The sequence below is a fragment of the Streptomyces sp. NPDC001663 genome (assembly GCF_042893105.1).
In the GTDB taxonomy this organism is placed as follows: Bacteria; Actinomycetota; Actinomycetes; order Streptomycetales; family Streptomycetaceae; genus Streptomyces.
Genome location: NZ_JBIAUR010000018.1, coordinates 96,664 through 112,310, shown reverse-complemented (window position 1 = coordinate 112,310; position 15,647 = coordinate 96,664). Strand labels below are relative to the sequence as shown.

General features: G+C 69.7%; 14 protein-coding genes. 9 read left to right on the top strand and 5 right to left on the bottom strand.

The window, feature by feature from the left end; translation table 11 throughout:
- Nucleotides 1-228: 228 nt before the first annotated feature.
- The 7 genes from ACFY1L_RS43495 to ACFY1L_RS43465 all read left to right on the top strand — a co-directional run bounded on the left by ACFY1L_RS43495 (nt 229) and on the right by ACFY1L_RS43465 (nt 7,560).
- The gene (locus ACFY1L_RS43495; protein ID WP_388838074.1) at nt 229-1,038 is read left to right on the top strand and encodes an NAD-dependent epimerase/dehydratase family protein; all 810 of its coding nucleotides are present in this window, start codon (nt 229-231) and stop codon (nt 1,036-1,038) included.
- A gap of 256 nt (nt 1,039-1,294) precedes the next feature.
- Nucleotides 1,295-2,074 carry a DeoR/GlpR family DNA-binding transcription regulator gene (locus tag ACFY1L_RS43490; protein ID WP_388838071.1) on the top strand — a complete coding sequence of 260 codons (780 nt, stop codon included), beginning with the start codon at nt 1,295-1,297 and terminating at the stop codon, nt 2,072-2,074.
- 76 nt (nt 2,075-2,150) lie between these two features.
- Complete coding sequence (locus ACFY1L_RS43485) at nt 2,151-3,524, top strand: ABC transporter substrate-binding protein (protein WP_388838068.1); 1,374 nt, start codon at nt 2,151-2,153, stop codon at nt 3,522-3,524.
- Nucleotides 3,521-4,459, top strand: a complete 939-nt coding sequence (locus tag ACFY1L_RS43480; protein WP_388838065.1) for a carbohydrate ABC transporter permease — start codon at nt 3,521-3,523, stop codon at nt 4,457-4,459. The genes ACFY1L_RS43485 and ACFY1L_RS43480 overlap by 4 nt, the downstream gene beginning before the upstream one ends.
- On the top strand, nt 4,456-5,304 hold the full coding sequence (locus ACFY1L_RS43475) for a carbohydrate ABC transporter permease (protein ID WP_388838062.1): 849 nt from the start codon (nt 4,456-4,458) through the stop codon (nt 5,302-5,304). The genes ACFY1L_RS43480 and ACFY1L_RS43475 overlap by 4 nt, the downstream gene beginning before the upstream one ends.
- On the top strand, nt 5,301-6,290 hold the full coding sequence (locus tag ACFY1L_RS43470) for a zinc-dependent alcohol dehydrogenase family protein (RefSeq protein WP_388838059.1): 990 nt from the start codon (nt 5,301-5,303) through the stop codon (nt 6,288-6,290). The genes ACFY1L_RS43475 and ACFY1L_RS43470 overlap by 4 nt, the downstream gene beginning before the upstream one ends.
- 52 nt (nt 6,291-6,342) lie before the next feature.
- A complete protein-coding gene (locus ACFY1L_RS43465) occupies nt 6,343-7,560 on the top strand; it encodes a TerD family protein (protein WP_388838470.1) in 1,218 nt (405 codons plus the stop codon).
- Between the two features lie 8 nt (nt 7,561-7,568).
- On the opposite strand, the gene ACFY1L_RS43460 is transcribed toward ACFY1L_RS43465, so the two are convergent.
- A complete protein-coding gene (locus ACFY1L_RS43460; protein ID WP_388838056.1) occupies nt 7,569-8,135 on the bottom strand; it encodes a TetR/AcrR family transcriptional regulator in 567 nt (188 codons plus the stop codon).
- 161 nt (nt 8,136-8,296) lie between these two features.
- On the opposite strand from ACFY1L_RS43460, the gene ACFY1L_RS43455 reads away from it, so the two are divergent.
- A complete protein-coding gene (locus tag ACFY1L_RS43455) occupies nt 8,297-9,754 on the top strand; it encodes an MFS transporter (RefSeq protein WP_388838053.1) in 1,458 nt (485 codons plus the stop codon).
- Here the strand turns inward: ACFY1L_RS43455 and ACFY1L_RS43450 are convergent.
- The 4 genes from ACFY1L_RS43450 to ACFY1L_RS43435 all read right to left on the bottom strand — a co-directional run bounded on the left by ACFY1L_RS43450 (nt 9,751) and on the right by ACFY1L_RS43435 (nt 15,040).
- The gene (locus ACFY1L_RS43450; protein ID WP_388838050.1) at nt 9,751-10,767 is read right to left on the bottom strand and encodes a 1-aminocyclopropane-1-carboxylate deaminase; all 1,017 of its coding nucleotides are present in this window, start codon (nt 10,765-10,767) and stop codon (nt 9,751-9,753) included. The two genes, ACFY1L_RS43455 and ACFY1L_RS43450, sit on opposite strands and share 4 nt — an antisense overlap.
- Nucleotides 10,768-10,790: 23 nt before the next feature.
- A complete protein-coding gene (locus ACFY1L_RS43445) occupies nt 10,791-11,444 on the bottom strand; it encodes a GntR family transcriptional regulator (protein WP_388838047.1) in 654 nt (217 codons plus the stop codon).
- 96 nt (nt 11,445-11,540) lie between these two features.
- Nucleotides 11,541-13,130, bottom strand: coding sequence for a TROVE domain-containing protein (locus ACFY1L_RS43440; RefSeq protein WP_388838044.1), 1,590 nt, complete (start codon nt 13,128-13,130; stop codon nt 11,541-11,543).
- A 464-nt stretch (nt 13,131-13,594) separates the two neighbouring features.
- On the bottom strand, nt 13,595-15,040 hold the full coding sequence (locus tag ACFY1L_RS43435) for an alkaline phosphatase PhoX (protein ID WP_388838041.1): 1,446 nt from the start codon (nt 15,038-15,040) through the stop codon (nt 13,595-13,597).
- Between the two features lie 312 nt (nt 15,041-15,352).
- Between ACFY1L_RS43435 and ACFY1L_RS43430 the strand changes: the two genes are divergently transcribed.
- Complete coding sequence (locus ACFY1L_RS43430; protein WP_388838038.1) at nt 15,353-15,592, top strand: hypothetical protein; 240 nt, start codon at nt 15,353-15,355, stop codon at nt 15,590-15,592.
- Nucleotides 15,593-15,647 lie beyond the last annotated feature (55 nt).

Here is a 15,647-nt window from a genome sequence, read left to right as displayed (position 1 = left end):
GGGCTCTCCCTGAGGCAGGCGCGTACGTTCTTCTGATTGGCGTCTATATTTCTGAACGCATCCACCCTATGAAGCCCTTCATGGCCGGTCAAGCAGACAATCGGGCATCCCAAGAGCGGATTTCCCGGCTTCGCGGCACACTTGACGGGGTAGGTCGGCAATCCCTAGCGTGTCCACGGATGTGAATATCGTGCATACATGCGGCCGTTGACCGAAGGAGAACCGAGGATGCCAGCCCCCCGCACCGTTCTGCTCACCGGCGCCGCCGGCGGGCTCGGCACCCTGATGCGGAACCTGCTCCCGGCCTTCGGCTACGAGCTGCGCCTCCTCGACCTGCGCCCGATCGAGGGCGACCCGGACGCGGTCACCGCCGATCTCGCCGACAAGAAGGCCGTGCGCGAGGCCGTGCGGGGCGTCGAGGCGATCATCCACCTCGCCGGCATCTCCCTGGAAGCCCCCTTCGAGAAGATCCTCAAGGCGAACATCGAGGGCACGTACAACCTGTACGAGGCCGCCCGCGAGGAGGGCGTGCAGCGGATCGTCTTCGCGTCCTCCAACCACGCGGTGGGCTTCACCCCGCGCCCGCAGGGCGACGATCCCCTGATCCCCATCGACACCCCGCGCCGCCCGGACACCTTCTACGGTCTGTCCAAGTCCTTCGGCGAGGACCTCGCCCAGCTGTACTGGGACAAGTACGGCCTGGAGACCGTGTCGGTCCGCATCGGCTCCTGCTTCCCGGAGCCGACCAGCGTGCGGATGCTGTCGGTCTGGATGAGCCCGCCCGACGGCGCCCGCCTCTTCCACGCGGCCCTGACCGCCGAGAGCGTCGGCCACACCGTCGTCTACGGCTCCTCCGCGAACACCCGGCTGTGGTGGGACCTGTCGACGGCGCGGGCGCTCGGCTACGACCCGCAGGACGACTCCGAGCCGTACGCGGAGAAGCTGATCGCCGAGCAGGGCGAGCTGGAACCGGACAACATCGCGCACGCCTACCTGGGCGGCCACTTCGTGAGCGACCCGCCGATCTGGCCGTACTGATCGGCTGGATTTCACGGCGGGCGGGCACCGAACGGGCCCGCCCGCCGACGTATTCGGGCATCACCCGTGCCCGATCTCACGCCCCGTTCCGCAGCCGCGCAGGTCCGAGGCGGGCACTCCGCTCCGCAAACGGGCGCATACGGGCAGCATCGGTCCTGCAACAGGCCTGGTCAGTGCCGGAGACCGGTTGTAGAACTTCCTGCATGGGCCTCACCGGGCCCGAACGGGCACCACAGCAGGGAAGCAGGTGACGGCGATGACGGCGAACACCGCGAAGACGGCGGAAGAGCGCCAGCGCGAGATCGTGCGGGCCGCGCGCGCCACCGGCTCGGTCGACGTCACCGCGCTCGCCACCGAGCTGGGCGTGGCCAAGGAGACCGTACGACGGGATCTGCGCGCCCTGGAGGACCACGGACTGATCCGCCGCACCCACGGCGGCGCCTACCCCGTGGAGAGCGCCGGCTTCGAGACGACGCTGGAATTCCGCGCCACCAGCCACGTACCCGAGAAGCGCCGGATCGCGGCCGCCGCGGCCGAGCTGCTCGGGGACGCCGAGACGGTCTTCGTCGACGAGGGCTTCACTCCGCAGCTCATCGCCGAGGCACTGCCCAGGGACCGGCCGCTGACCGTGGTCACCGCGTCCCTGCCGGTCGCGGGCGCGCTCGCGGAGGCCGACGGCATCTCCGTGCTGCTGCTCGGCGGCCGGGTCCGCTCCGGCACGCTGGCCACCGTCGACCACTGGACGACCAAGATGCTGGCCGGTTTCGTCCTCGACCTCGCCTTCATCGGCGCCAACGGCATCTCCCGCGAGCACGGCCTGACCACCCCCGACCCGGCCGTGAGCGAGGTCAAGGCACAGGCCATCCGGGCCGCGCGCCGCACCGTCTTCGCCGGCGTGCACACCAAGTTCGGGGCGGTCAGCTTCTGCCGGTTCGCGGAGATCGGCGCACTGGAGACGATCGTGACCAGCACCCTGCTCCCGTCGGCCGAGGCCCACCGCTACTCGCTGCTCGGGCCGCAGGTCATCCGAGTCTGAAACCCGACGCACCCCTTCCAGGGCACTTCCACGCCAAGTCGCGCCCTTTATCTCCCCATATGTTCAGGAGCGATCCATGCGAACCCAGAGCCGACGACGGCCGACGCGAGCCACGCTCGCCATGGCCGCCGCAGGGACGCTGCTCGCCCCGCTGCTCTCCGGCTGTTGGGTCGGGGCGGGCGGGGGCGGTTCCGGCGGCAACTCCGTCAACGTCCTGATGGTCAACAACCCGCAGATGGTGGAGCTGCAGAAACTCACCAAGGCGCACTTCACCAAGGAGACCGGCATCAAGGTGAACTTCACCGTCCTGCCGGAGAACGACGTCCGCGACAAGATCAGCCAGGACTTCGCCAACCAGGCGGGCCAGTACGACGTGGCGACGCTCAGCAACTACGAGATCCCCATCTACGCCAAGAACAGCTGGCTGCACGAGATGAACTCGTACGTCGCCAAGGACCCGTCGTACGACGAGCAGGACGTGCTGAGGCCGATGCGGCAGTCCCTGACCGCCGACGACGGCAAGCTCTACGGCCAGCCCTTCTACGGTGAGTCGTCCTTCCTGATGTACCGCAAGGACGTGTTCGCCGAGAAGGGCCTGACGATGCCGGCCCACCCCACCTGGGACCAGGTGGCGAAGCTGGCCGCCGAGGTCGACGGGGCCAAGTCCGGGATGCGTGGCATCTGTCTGCGCGGCCTGCCGGGCTGGGGCGAGGTCATGGCACCGCTCACCACCGTCGTGAACACCTTCGGCGGCACCTGGTTCACCAAGGACTGGAAGGCCCGACTCGACTCCCCCGCCTTCGAGAAGGCGACGAAGTTCTACGTCGACCTGGTGCGCAAGCACGGTGAGTCCGGCGCCGCACAGTCCGGCTTCGCCGAGTGCCTGAACAACATGACCCAGGGCAAGGTCGCCATGTGGTACGACGCCACGTCGGCCGCCGGTTCCCTGGAGGCGTCGAACTCCCCGGTCAAGGGCAAGCTCGGCTACGCCCCCGCTCCCGTCGAGAAGACGGACTCCTCCGGCTGGCTCTACACCTGGGCCTGGGGCATCCAGAAGGCCTCCCGCAACCCGGACAAGGCCTGGAAGTTCGTCTCCTGGGCGTCCAGCAAGCAGTACGAGCAGCTGGTCGGCGAGACCAGCGGCTGGCCCAACGTGCCCGCGGGCAAGCGCGCGTCGACGTACGAGAACGCCGACTACCGCAAGTCGGCGGCGGCCTTCCAGGAGATGACCAAGGAGGCCATCGAGGGCGCCAAGCCCAACGACCCGGGGGTGCAGCCGCGCCCCGCGCCCGGCATCCAGTTCGTCGGCATCCCCGAGTTCACCGATCTCGGCACCAAGGTCTCCCAGGAGATCAGTGCCGCCATCGCCGGACGCCAGTCCGTCGACTCGGCGCTGAAGAAGTCCCAGCAGCTCGCCGAGAAGATCTCGAAGGAGTACGAGGGACGATGACCGCCACGACAACGGCTCCGACCGTCGCAACTTCCGTACGCAGCACCCGCCGGCCCTCCGCCCGGCTGAAGGCCTGGGCCACCCGTGCCCCGCTGCTGCCCGCCCTGGTCTTCATGATCGTGGTGACCCAGCTCCCGTTCGTGGCCACGCTGGTGATCTCGTTCTTCGACTGGAACGCCCTGTATCCGAACGCCCGTCACTTCACCGGCCTCGACAACTACAAGGAGGTCCTGACCGACGCGGACCTGCGCCACTCGGTGTGGACGACGGTCCTGCTGACGGCCACGGTGGTCCTGCTCAGCCTGATCCTGGGCCTGGCGCTCGCCCTGCTCCTGGACCGGAAGTTCCGCGGCCGGGGCGTGGTCCGCACGCTGCTGATCGCGCCGTTCCTGGTGGTCCCGGTGGCGGCGGCCCTGCTCTGGAAGCACGTGCTGTTCAACCCCGAATACGGCCTGCTGAACGGGCTGTTGCACTACGTGGGCGGTCCGCAGCCGGACTGGATCTCCAACAACCCGCTGCTCGCGGTGGAGGCATCGCTGATCTGGCAGTGGACGCCGTTCATGATGCTGATCCTGCTGGCGGGCCTGCAGAGCCGTGACAACGAGCAGTTGGAGGCCGCGCGGGTCGACGGCGCCAACGACTGGCAGATCTTCCGCCATCTGACGCTCCCGCACCTGCGCCGCTACCTCGAACTCGGCGCCCTGCTGGGATCGATCTACATCGTCCAGAACTTCGACGCGGTCTTCACGATCACGTCCGGCGGCCTGGGCACCGCCAACCTCCCCTACACCGTCTACCAGAGCTTCTACCAGGCCCACGAGAACGGCCTCGCCTCGGCCGCGGGCGTCCTGGTGGTCATCGGCTCGATCATCATCGCGACCTTCGCCCTGCGCGTGGTGTCGTCCCTGTTCCGCGAGGAGGTGTCCCGCGCATGAGCACGGTCGCCGTACGAACGAGCCCCCGCCGCAAGGGAGTCGGGCTGGGCCTGGTGGCCTGGCTGGTCGGGATCGTCTTCTTCCTGCCCATCGCCTGGATGGCGCTGACGTCCTTCCACTCCGAGGCGGACGCGGCCACCAACCCGCCGTCCTTCGGGGCCGCCCTCACGCTGGACGGCTACCGCGAGTTCTTCGGCACGGGCGGCGGCGCGAGCCCCTGGCCGTCCCTGATCAACTCGACGGTGGCGTCCGTGGCTTCGACGGCCCTGGTGCTGCTGCTCGCCCTCCCGGCGGCGTACGCGCTCTCGATCCGCCCGGTGAAGAAGTGGACGGACGTCCTGTTCTTCTTCCTGTCGACCAAGATGCTGCCGGTGGTCGCGGGCCTGCTGCCGATCTACCTGTTCGCCAAGAACACGGACATGCTCGACAACATCTGGCTGCTGGTCATCCTCTACACCTCCATGAACCTGCCGATCGCGGTGTGGATGATGCAGTCGTTCCTGGCCGAGGTCCCGGTGGCGGTGATCGAGGCGGCGCAGATCGACGGGGCACGCCTGCCGACGATCCTCGCGCGCGTGGTGGCCCCGATCGCCCTGCCCGGCATCGCCGCAACCGCCCTGATCTGCTTCATCTTCAGCTGGAACGAACTCCTCTTCGCCCGAGTCCTGACGGGCGTGGTCGCGGAGACCGCCCCCGTCTTCCTGACCGGCTTCATCACCAGCCAGGGCCTGTTCCTGGCGAAGGTGTGCGCCGCGTCGCTCGTCATCTCCCTGCCGGTGCTCGCCGCGGGGTTCGCCGCCCAGGACAAGCTGGTCCAGGGCCTGTCACTGGGAGCCGTCAAATGAAGGCCGCCGTCATCGAGTCCGTGGGCCGCGCCGTCGTCGCAGAGGTCCCGGACCCGACGCCCGGACCCCGCGAGGTCGTCGTCGAGGTCGCCGCGTGCGGCCTCTGCGGCACCGATCTGCACATCCTCCAGGGCGAGTTCGCACCCAAGCTGCCGATCGTGCCCGGGCACGAGTTCGCCGGCGAGGTGGTCGGCGTCGGCACCCAGGTCACGGAGGTCGCGGTCGGCGACCGGGTGGCGGTCGACCCGTCGCTGTACTGCTACGAGTGCCGGTACTGCCGTACGGGCCACAACAACCTCTGCGAGCGGTGGGCCGCGATCGGGGTCACGACGGCGGGAGGCGCGGCGCAGTTCGCGGTCGCCCCGGTGGCGAACTGCGTGAAGCTGCCCGAGCACGTCCGCACCCAGGACGCGGCCCTCGTGGAGCCGCTGTCCTGCGCCGTCCGCGGCTACGACGTCCTGCAGTCCCGGCTGGGCGCACATGTCCTGATCTACGGCTCGGGGACGATGGGCCTGATGATGCTGGAGCTCGCCAAGCGGACCGGCGCGGCGAGCGTGGACGTGGTGGACCTGAACCCGGCCCGCCTGGAGACGGCCGTACGGCTGGGCGTCTCGGCGTCGGCGGCGAACGCGGACGAACTGGAGCGGCCGCAGGGCTGGGACGTCGTGGTGGACGCGACGGGGAACGCGGCGGCGATCCAGGACGGCCTGGAGCGGGTGGCGAAGGCGGGTACGTTCCTGCAGTTCGGGGTCGCCGACTATGCGACGCGCGTGACCATCGACCCGTACCGCATCTACAACCAGGAGATCACCATCACCGGCTCCATGGCGGTGCTCCACAGCTTCGAGCGGGCGGCGGAGCTGTTCGCGAACGGTGTGCTGGACCCGGAGATCTTCATCAGCGACCGCATCCCGCTGGAGCAGTACCCGGCGGCGCTGGACCAGTTCGCGGCGGGAGTGGGGCGGAAGATCGTCGTGGTGCCGTAGAAGTTTAAGGGAACGGTAAAGCCACCTCGTTCGTTGACCCGGCATGACAGCTATGACCCCTGGCTCGAACATCCCTCTCTCCGCCTCGCGGGTGGCGGTGGACGTCGCCGCCCCCGTGCGGCTCGACGTGTCGGGCCTGCTGCTCACCGGCGACGGCAAGGTGCGCTCCGACGACGACTTCATCTTCTACAACCAGCCGAGCGGACCGGGCGTGACGTACCGCTCCGGCGGCGGTACGGCGCCCGACGCGATCATCGTCGACACCGCCGCCGTCCCGCCCGGCATCGAGAAGATCGTCGTCACCGCGAGCCCGGACGCCGCGGGCCAGACCTTCCAGGGCATCGAACCGACGGCCACGATCCGCAGCGCGGACGACAACGCCGTCCTGGCCACGTTCACGCCCCCGCAGCTCGGCTCGGAGACGGCGCTGGTGATCGTCGAGATCTATCTGCGCAACGGCCAGTGGAAGGCCCGGGCGGTCGGCCAGGGGTACGCCAACGGGCTGGCGGGCATCGCCACCGACTTCGGCGTCACGGTGGAGGAGCCGGCCCCGGCCGCGGCGCCCCAGCCGGTCGCCCCGCCGACGCCCACGATGCAGCCCCCGGTGGCCCCGCCGGCCCCGTCCCTGTCCACCACCCCGCCGCCTCCCCCGGCCCCGCCCGCCGCCGCGGCCCCCGCCGCTCCCGGCACCGGGAAGATCAATCTCGACAAGGGCCGGGTCAGCCTCCAGAAGAACCAGACGGTCTCCCTCGTCAAGGGCGGCCGCCCGCTGCTCTCCCAGGTCAAGATGGGCCTCGGCTGGGAGCCGGCGTTCCGCGGCAAGGACATCGACCTCGACGCGTCGGTCATCGCCTACGGCCCGCAGCGCAACCACATCGACAGCTGCTACTTCGGCAAGCTGTCCATCCTGAACGGCGCGATCAAGCACTCCGGCGACAACCTCACCGGTGAGGGCGGCGGGGACGACGAGGTCATCGTGGTCGACCTCGGCCGCATCCCCCAGGAGGCCACCGGCCTCGTCTTCACCGTGAACTCCTTCTCCGGCCAGAAGTTCACCGAGGTGGCCAAGGCCTACTGCCGCCTCCTGGACGCGGCGACCGGCGAGGAACTCGTCCGCTTCGACCTGACCAACGCCGAAGCCCAGACCGGCGTGATGATGGCCAAGCTGATCCGCCAGTTCTCCGGCGAGTGGGAGATGACGGCGATGGGCGAGTTCGTGAAGGCCCGCACCGTCCGGAACATGGTGAAGCCGGCGGCCCAGGCTCTCTGACCGGCGCGCTACGCCCGCAGCCCCTCCGTCAGCAGCGACAGATACCGACGGAGGTGCTGCGTCCCGCCGCTCGCCAGTTCCGAGGCCGACGACACCCCGTGGGCCAGCCGAAGCACATCGATCGGCTCGACATCCTTGCGTAGGGCCCCGTCCCGCTGCGCAGCCTCCACCAGCCGCTGCGCAGCCCCCTTCATATGCGTCGCGCACGCCGTGAGGGCGAGATTGCTGCCGTCCGTCACGGCCGAGCCCAGCAGCGACTTCAGGCCGCGGACCTGGATCGTGCCGATGCACACCTCGTAGAGCCACTCCGCCAGCGCCTCGCCCGGCGGCAGCTCCCTGGCGATCTCGTCGCCGCGGTGCGCGAGCGCCTCGATGGTGTCGACGTACACCGCCTCAAGCAGCGCCTGCCGCGTCGGGAAGTGCCGGTACAGCGTGCCCGACCCGACCCCCGCCCGCTTGGCGATGTCGTCGAGGGACGCCTTCTCCCCATGCTCGGCGAAGGCCTCCGCCGCCACCTTGAGCAACCGCTCGTAGTTGCGCCGAGCGTCCGCGCGCATGGGCCTCACCTGCGTCATCCAGATACTCCTTGCGAACCGGGGACCCTCTCCGTATCTTAGCGAGAGTTAAACGGAGACAGTCCCCGGTTATCTCCGCCGGCAATTCCCGCCTGCCCACACTCCGTTGCTTCGCGCTGCCCGCGTACATCCGACCGGGGACATCGAAACGGGAGAACTCCATGTCCAGCCCGTCCGGCACCACCACCGAAACGCTCCCCGCACCACAGCAGTCCGCCAGGCTCGGCACCGTCCTCATCGTCATCGTCACCGCCTACCTGATGGTCGGCGTCGACTCCACCGTCGTCAACGTCGCACTGCCCGACATACAGCAGGACCTCGGCTTCAGCCGCACCGGCCTGTCCTGGGTCCTCAACGCCTACACCCTCGCCTTCGGCGGTCTGCTGCTGCTCGGCGGACGCGTCGGCGACATCGTCGGCCGCCGCCGCACCCTGACCACCGGCGTCCTGCTCTTCGCCGGCTCCTCCCTGCTCGGCGGACTCGCCACCGACAGCGCCTGGCTGCTCGCGGCCCGCGCGCTGCAGGGCGTCGGCGCCGCCCTCACCGCGCCCAGCACCCTCGCCCTGATCACCACCAACTTCCCGGAGGGACCCCGCCGCCACCACGCCCTCGGCATCTACACCTCCATGGCCGGCATCGGCGCCTCCATCGGCCTGGTCATCGGCGGCATGCTCACCTCCTGGGCGTCCTGGCGCTGGGCCCTGCTGATCAACGTCCCGATCGGCATCGGGGTGGCCCTCGCCCTGCCCCGCTTCGTCACCGAAACCCCGCGCCACGCGGGCAGGTTCGACGCGGCAGGAGCACTGACGGGCACGGCAGGGATGTCCTCGCTCGTGTACGCGTTCATCCGGGTCTCGGAGGAAGGCTGGAGCGACACCCAGGCCCTGCTCGGATTCAGTACGGCCGCCGCACTGCTCGCCGGCTTCACGCTCGTCGAGTCCCGCGCCGCCCAGCCGATCCTGCCGCTCCGGCTCTTCTCCGACCGCAACCGCGCGGGCGGCTACGCGGGCGTCCTGCTGCTGCCCGCGGGCATGTTCGGGGCGTTCTACTTCCTCACGCTGATCAGCCAACAGGTGCTGGACTACAGCCCGTTGCGCGCCGGTTTCGCCTTCCTGCCGATGACCCTGGTGCTGTTCACGACCGTCCGCTTCGTGCCGCGGCTGCTCGCCAGGGCCGGCGCCAAGCCTGTCCTGCTCACCGGCATGGCCCTGCTCGTCACCGCGGCCGCCTGGCTGTGGCGGCTTCAACCCGGCGACGGCTACGCGGCCGGTCTGCTCGGCCCGTTGCTGCTGATGGGCATCGGCGTGGGCCTGAGCTTCATGCCGCTCAACGCGACGATCCTCGCCCGTATCGAACCGCACGAGGCCGGCGCCGCCTCCGGCCTGCTGCAGACCCTGCAGTGGCTGGGCGGCACGGTCGGACTGTCGGTCCTGGTCACGGTCTTCGGCACGGCGACCCGGCACGCCTCCGGCACCCCGTCCGAGATCCTCGTCCACGGGGCGGCGCGCGCGTTCGGCGTCGGCGCCCTGATCGGCCTGACCGCCCTGCTGGTGTCCGCGTTCGTGATCACCGGGCCGCACAGGCAAGCCGTCCAGGACGGCCCGACGCACACCGATTAGAACAGCGCGCTGTACGCGTTGAGCGCGGGCTGGCCGCCCAGGTGGGCGTAGAGCACGGTCGAGTCGGCGCCGATCTCGCCGCGCTCGACCAGGTCGATCATCCCGGCCATCGACTTCCCCTCGTACACGGGGTCGGTGACCATCCCCTCGGTGCGGGCGGCCAGCCGCATCGCCGCGAGTGTGGTCTCGTCGGGGATGCCGTAGACGCCCGCGTGGTAGCGCTCGTCCAGTTCGACGTCCGCCTCGGTCAACTCCCGCTTCACCCCGATGAGTTGCCCGGTGTTCTGCGCGATCCGGGCGATCTGCTCGCGGGTGGCGGCGGGCTTGGCCGAGGCGTCGATGCCAAGCACGCGCCGCGGCCGCCCGCCGGCCTCCTCGATCGCCGCGAAGCCCGCGACCATCCCCGCCTGGGTCGACCCGGTCACCGAACAGACGACGACGGTGTCGAAGAAGACCCCCGACTCCCGCTCCTGCTCGGCCACTTCGTACGCCCACCCGGCGAACCCGAGGCCGCCGAGCGGGTGGTCGGACGCGCCGGCCGGGATGGCGTACGGCTTCCCGCCCGACTCCTCGACCTCACGGAGCGCCTGCTCCCAGCTCTCCTTGAACCCGATCCCGAACCCGGCCCTCACCAGCCGTACGTCGGCCCCGGCGAGGCGGCTGAGCAGGATATTGCCCACCTTGTCGTACACGGAGTCGGGCCACTCCACCCAACTCTCCTGGATCAGCACGCACTTGAGCCCGGCACGGGCGGCGCAGGCCGCGACCTGACGGGTGTGGTTGGACTGGACGCCGCCGATCGACACGAGCGTGTCGCAGCCCTTGGCGAGCGCGTCGGCGACCAGGTACTCCAGCTTGCGGGTCTTGTTCCCGCCGTACGCGATCCCGGAGTTGCAGTCCTCCCGCTTGGCCCAGAGCGAGGCACCGCCGAGGTGCGCGGTCAGGCGCTCCAGCGGGTGCACCGGCGAGGGGCCGAAGAGGAGGGGGTAACGGTCGTACGAGGAAAGGGACATGGGTCCTCCCGGGGTGATCCGGATCAGTCGCCGTCGGTCAGGTCTACGAGGTCCGCGAGGCTCCGCCAGATCTCCGCGGTGACGCGGACCGCGGTGTCCGTCTCACCGGCCGCGCAGGCCTCGATCAGCTGCTCGTGCAGCCCGGCCGAACGGCAGCTGCTCTCGCCGAAGCGGCGGCGCTCAAGCCGGCGGATGAGCGGGGTGTAGCGGGCGATGGTGGCGGTGGCCGCGTGGTTGCCGGCGACCCGGACCAGGACGTCGTGCAGGTCGTCGTCGGCACTCAGGGCCCCGTCGACGTCGCCCGCGCCGACGGCCGCGGCGAACCGTTCGTTGGCGGTGCGCATCGCCTGGACGTCGGCGGCGAAGAGGCGGGGCACGGCGACCCGCGTGGCCAGTTCGTGCATGGCGCCGACCACGGCGGCGGCGTCCCGCACATCGGCGGTGACGACCGGGGTCACCCGGGTGTAGCTCTGCGGCTTGCTCTCCAGCAGCCCCTCGTCCACCAGCCGTGAGAAGGCCTCCCGCACGGGCGCCCGGGACAGCCCGAGCCGCTCGGCGAACTCGGCGTCCCGCACCACCGCACCGGGCTCGATCTCCCCGGCGACGATGGCGTCCCGGATGGCTTCGTAGGCGCGGTCCCTGAGGAGGGTGCGCCGGACGGGTTGTATGGCCTCCACGAACTGAAATGTTAGATATCAATGGCCTCGCGGACAAGGGGCGGGCAAGGGTGTGGCCCGCACCCCCCGTAGAAGTGCGGGCCACGATTCGGCCGCTCAGGCTGCCCGGGCAGCCCAGGGCCAGTCGGCGTCCCGGGCGGCCTCGAGCAGCGGGACCATACGGAACGCCGCGTCGCCCAGGCCCCCGAAGGTGTGCCGGTTCGCCTTGCCCGACGGGCCGTGGCCCGCGCGGTAGCCGGCGAGGTTCCAGGTGTACACCGGCACGTTCGCCGGGACCTGCTCGGTCGGGTCGCCGTAGTGGCTGAAGGCGTACTGCTCGTCGGTGACGATCAGCACCCGGTCCTGTCCCCGGTAGTGCGCGCGGACCGCCGAGGTGGTGTCGGTGCCGCCCAGGTCGCCGAAGCGGCCGAGGATCTTCAGCACCGACTCGCCCTTGCGGAAGGACAGCCGCCGGCTCGTGGTGCCGAACTCGACGAGATCGGCCTGCTTCGCCCGCAGCGCGAGCGCCGTGCCGAAGATCGCCGCCGCGTCGGCCCGGTTGAGCTGCGAGCGGTCGGACAGCGGCGACCACATCGAGCCCGAACGGTCGACGAGGACCAGCGTCCGGCCCGGCAGCGCGGGCACGTTGGCCAGCGAGTGGCCGAGCGCCTGCTCCAGCGGGTACGACCAGCGCAGCGAGGGCGCGTGCTGGTACGCGGCGAGGTACCGGAAGGGGAACTGCCGCGAACGCGCGACCTCCGCCGGGTCACTGATCCTGGCCGCGACCTGGGCCGCGACCTCGTCGGAGACCCCGGCCTGGTCGAAGTTCCGCAGGTTCCGTACGAGAGCCATGGCACCCATCGACGGAATCACGGCCTCCCAGGCCGCCTTGTCCATCGGGCCCTGCAGCCACCCGGCCAGCGCCTCCCAGGTCATCCCGGCAGCCGCGAGTCGCTCGGCGCCGCCCGCCGACGTCACCACCGCGCGCCGCTCGGCCACCGGCAGCGCCATCAGCTCGCGGTGCGCGGTGAGCACCCGGCTGGACGCGGGCGGCACCGCGGTGTCCGGGTTGTGCCGGCGGTCGAGGGCGTACTGGAACAGCTCGCCCTGCCACGGCTTGTCCGGGTCCGGCGCCGCGTGCACCAGGTTGAGGATGTCGCCGAAGCGGTAACCCTTGGACGCGGTGTCGTACTTCAGCAGCGACTTGCCGTGGTAGAGCCGTCGTACGGCGTCGGCGACGCCCCGCTTGACCGGCTTGGGCACGGCGCGACCGTACGTCGCGGTCCAGTACGCGAGCAGCTCGCCCGGCTCGTCCGGACGCTGCAGCACGGAGGCCACGACCTGGCGGTTCGACGGGCCGTCGGTGGCGCCCGTGTCGAGGCGCGCCTTCACGTACTCGGCGGCTCCGACGATCGAGGCCGTACGAAGGTTCCCCTCGCCGCGCAGCCAGCCGAGCAGGCCGGCAGTCCAGGCCGGGTCCTCGACGGCGAGCTTGCGGACGAGGCGCGCGAAGCGGTCGTCGCGGTCGACGCCGGACTCGTAAAAGGTCTGCTGCGACACGAAGTTGGCGACCGCGAGCAGAAAAAGCTCGGAGCGCGCGTCGCGCTCGCTGCCCTTGCCGCCCTCGTAGCTGCGCAGGACGCGGCCCGTGGAGGTGACCCGCGAAGTGGGCTGCGCCCGAGCGGCCTTGGAGTTGAATCGCGCCATGGTGAATTCCCCCGAATTCTGCTTCGGTTTCGGAGGGAGGCACAGCAAAAGGAGGGTGTCCGAGGTCGAAGTCGACGGCGGTCGCTTATAACTGGCGCGTCTTCCATTCCGCCACACCGACCCTGAGCCGATGACGGGATTCGAACCCGCACGAGTTTCCCCACCAGCTCCCGAAGTATCCGCTGCCTGCGCACCGGGCACCCACCTTGAGCTGCGCCTCCCCGAGATCAAATGATTCGCACCGGGAGGTGCAATGAAGTTGTGGTGTCCAGAGATCGAGGTCGGCGGAACCGACGTAGGTGCTCTGCCTCTGAGCTACACCGGCTCGTGGAACCGGTGGCGGGATTCGAACCCGCGGCCTCCCCATTAAGAGTGGAAGTAGGTCCTGCCTTCGCACCTGGACATGCACAACTTTAGGAGGATGGCCGCGAGTCGAGCGAGCGAATTAAATTCCCGTCAGTGCATCAACCGCGCTTCTGGCGCTTCCAGGGCCCGGTGATCGCCAGCATGATCCCCGGCGTCTGGATGTTCGCGAACAGGGTCCTGCCGTCGGGCGAGAAGGTGACGCCGGTGAACTCGCTGTATTCCGGGGCCTCTTCGGTGCCGATGTTGAGTTCGTTGCGGGCGATCGGGTAGGTGCGGCCGCTGTCGGTCGCGCCGAACAGGTGCTGGACGCCCTCGCCGTCCTCAGCGATGACCAGGCCGCCGTACGGGGAGACGGTGATGTTGTCGGGGCCGTCGAAGGCGCCGTCCTTGGACGGGTCGGGGTTGACGCCGAGCAGGACCTTCAGGGTCAGGGTGCGGCGCTTGGGGTCGTAGAACCAGACGGCTCCGTCGTGCTGGACGGGGCTCTCGGTGCGGGCGTACGAGGAGACGATGTACGTGCCGCCGTCGCCCCACCACATGCCCTCGAGCTTGCGGGCGCGGGTGACCTGGCCGTCGGTGAACTGCTTGCGGACGGACGTGGTCCTGGCGTCACGGTCGGGGACGTCGACCCAGTCGACGCCGTACACCGTGCCGATCTTCGTGGCGCGGGAGAGGTCGTCGACGAACTTGCCGCCGGAGTCGAAGCACTTGAAGGCTTGGAGGACGCCGGCGTCGTCGGCGAGGGTGCGGAACTTGCCGCGGCCGTGGCAGTAGTCCTCGGGCGGGGTCCAGCGGTACAGGAGGCCGTTGGGTGTGGCGGCGTCCTCGGTGAGGTAGGCGTGGCCGCGCTTGGGGTCGATGACGACGGCCTCGTGGGCGTAACGGCCCAGCGCCTTGATGGGCTTGGGGTTCTGGTTGGCACGGCGGTCGGACGGGTCGACCTCGAAGACGTAGCCGTGGTCCTTGGTCATGCCGTTCTGGCCGGCCTTGTCCTCGGTCTCCTCGCAGGTGAGCCAGGTGCCCCAAGGGGTGTTGCCGCCCGCGCAGTTGGTGGAGGTGCCGGCGATGCCGACCCACTCGGCGACATGGTCGCGGCGCACCTCGACGACGGTGCAGCCGCCGGACGCGGCGGGGTCGTAGACGAGGCCGTCGGTGAGCGGGACGGGATACTGCCAGGCCGAACGCGGGCCCTTGAGTTCGTGGTTGTTGACCAGGAGGGTCGCGCCGCGGGGGCCGTCGAAGGTGGAGGTCCCGTCGTGGTTGGACGGGGTGAACTCGCCCGACTCCAGCTTGGTCCTGCCGCTGTAGGTGATGATCCGGTACTTGAAGCCGGCCGGGAGGGCGAGGATGCCGTCCGGGTCGGGCAGGAGCGGTCCGTAGCCGACGCCGCCATGGGCGGCCGCCGACTCCTCGCCCGCGCTGTCGGTGTCCGTGGACGCAAGGGCGTTCGGGGCGGTGGCGAGGGCGCCGACGCTGCCCGCCAGTGCGACACCGGCACCGGTGATCGCGGATTTTCTGGCGAAGTCCCTGCGGGTGAGCGACATGGTGTCTCCTGTGACGGTGGGTGTGCCGTGGAGGGTGGCGGACCTCGGGTCGGCGCCACCGTCCCGCCCATGCCTGAACGGGAGTTGAACACCGGGCGACTTCACCGGGCTCTCTTCCATGAATCCGTATGCACTCGCCCAGCAGCATCAAAAGTCCCTCAGGTCCGGGAAATTGGTCGGAGGATTCTTCGTAAACATGGTCAACAGGCATGGATGGGGTCGAAGTTCGTGATTCATTTCAGATTGCCTTGACTCGGCCTGCCCCCGGCCATAGACAGGAACTGCACACCACCCGAAGGGGAGGCGAGCCCGATGGACGCACAGCGGGTACGTCGCCTCCACGAAGGCCGGCTGATGAAGTTGGCCAATGTGAGCGGAGTCGGCACCGGGAGGGACGAGCACTCGGGACAGGACGTGATCATCGTCTTCGTCACCCGGAAAGTGCCCCGTGACCGGCTCCTTCCAGAAGACGTGGTTCCGGACGAGCTCGACGGCGTACCGGTGCGCGTGCTCGCGATCGGTGAAGTGAGCGCTCAGGACGGCGACTTGTGAGCCCTGAGCGCTGAGTCACCGCGCCGCGGCCCGTAGGAACCCTGAGCCGAAAACA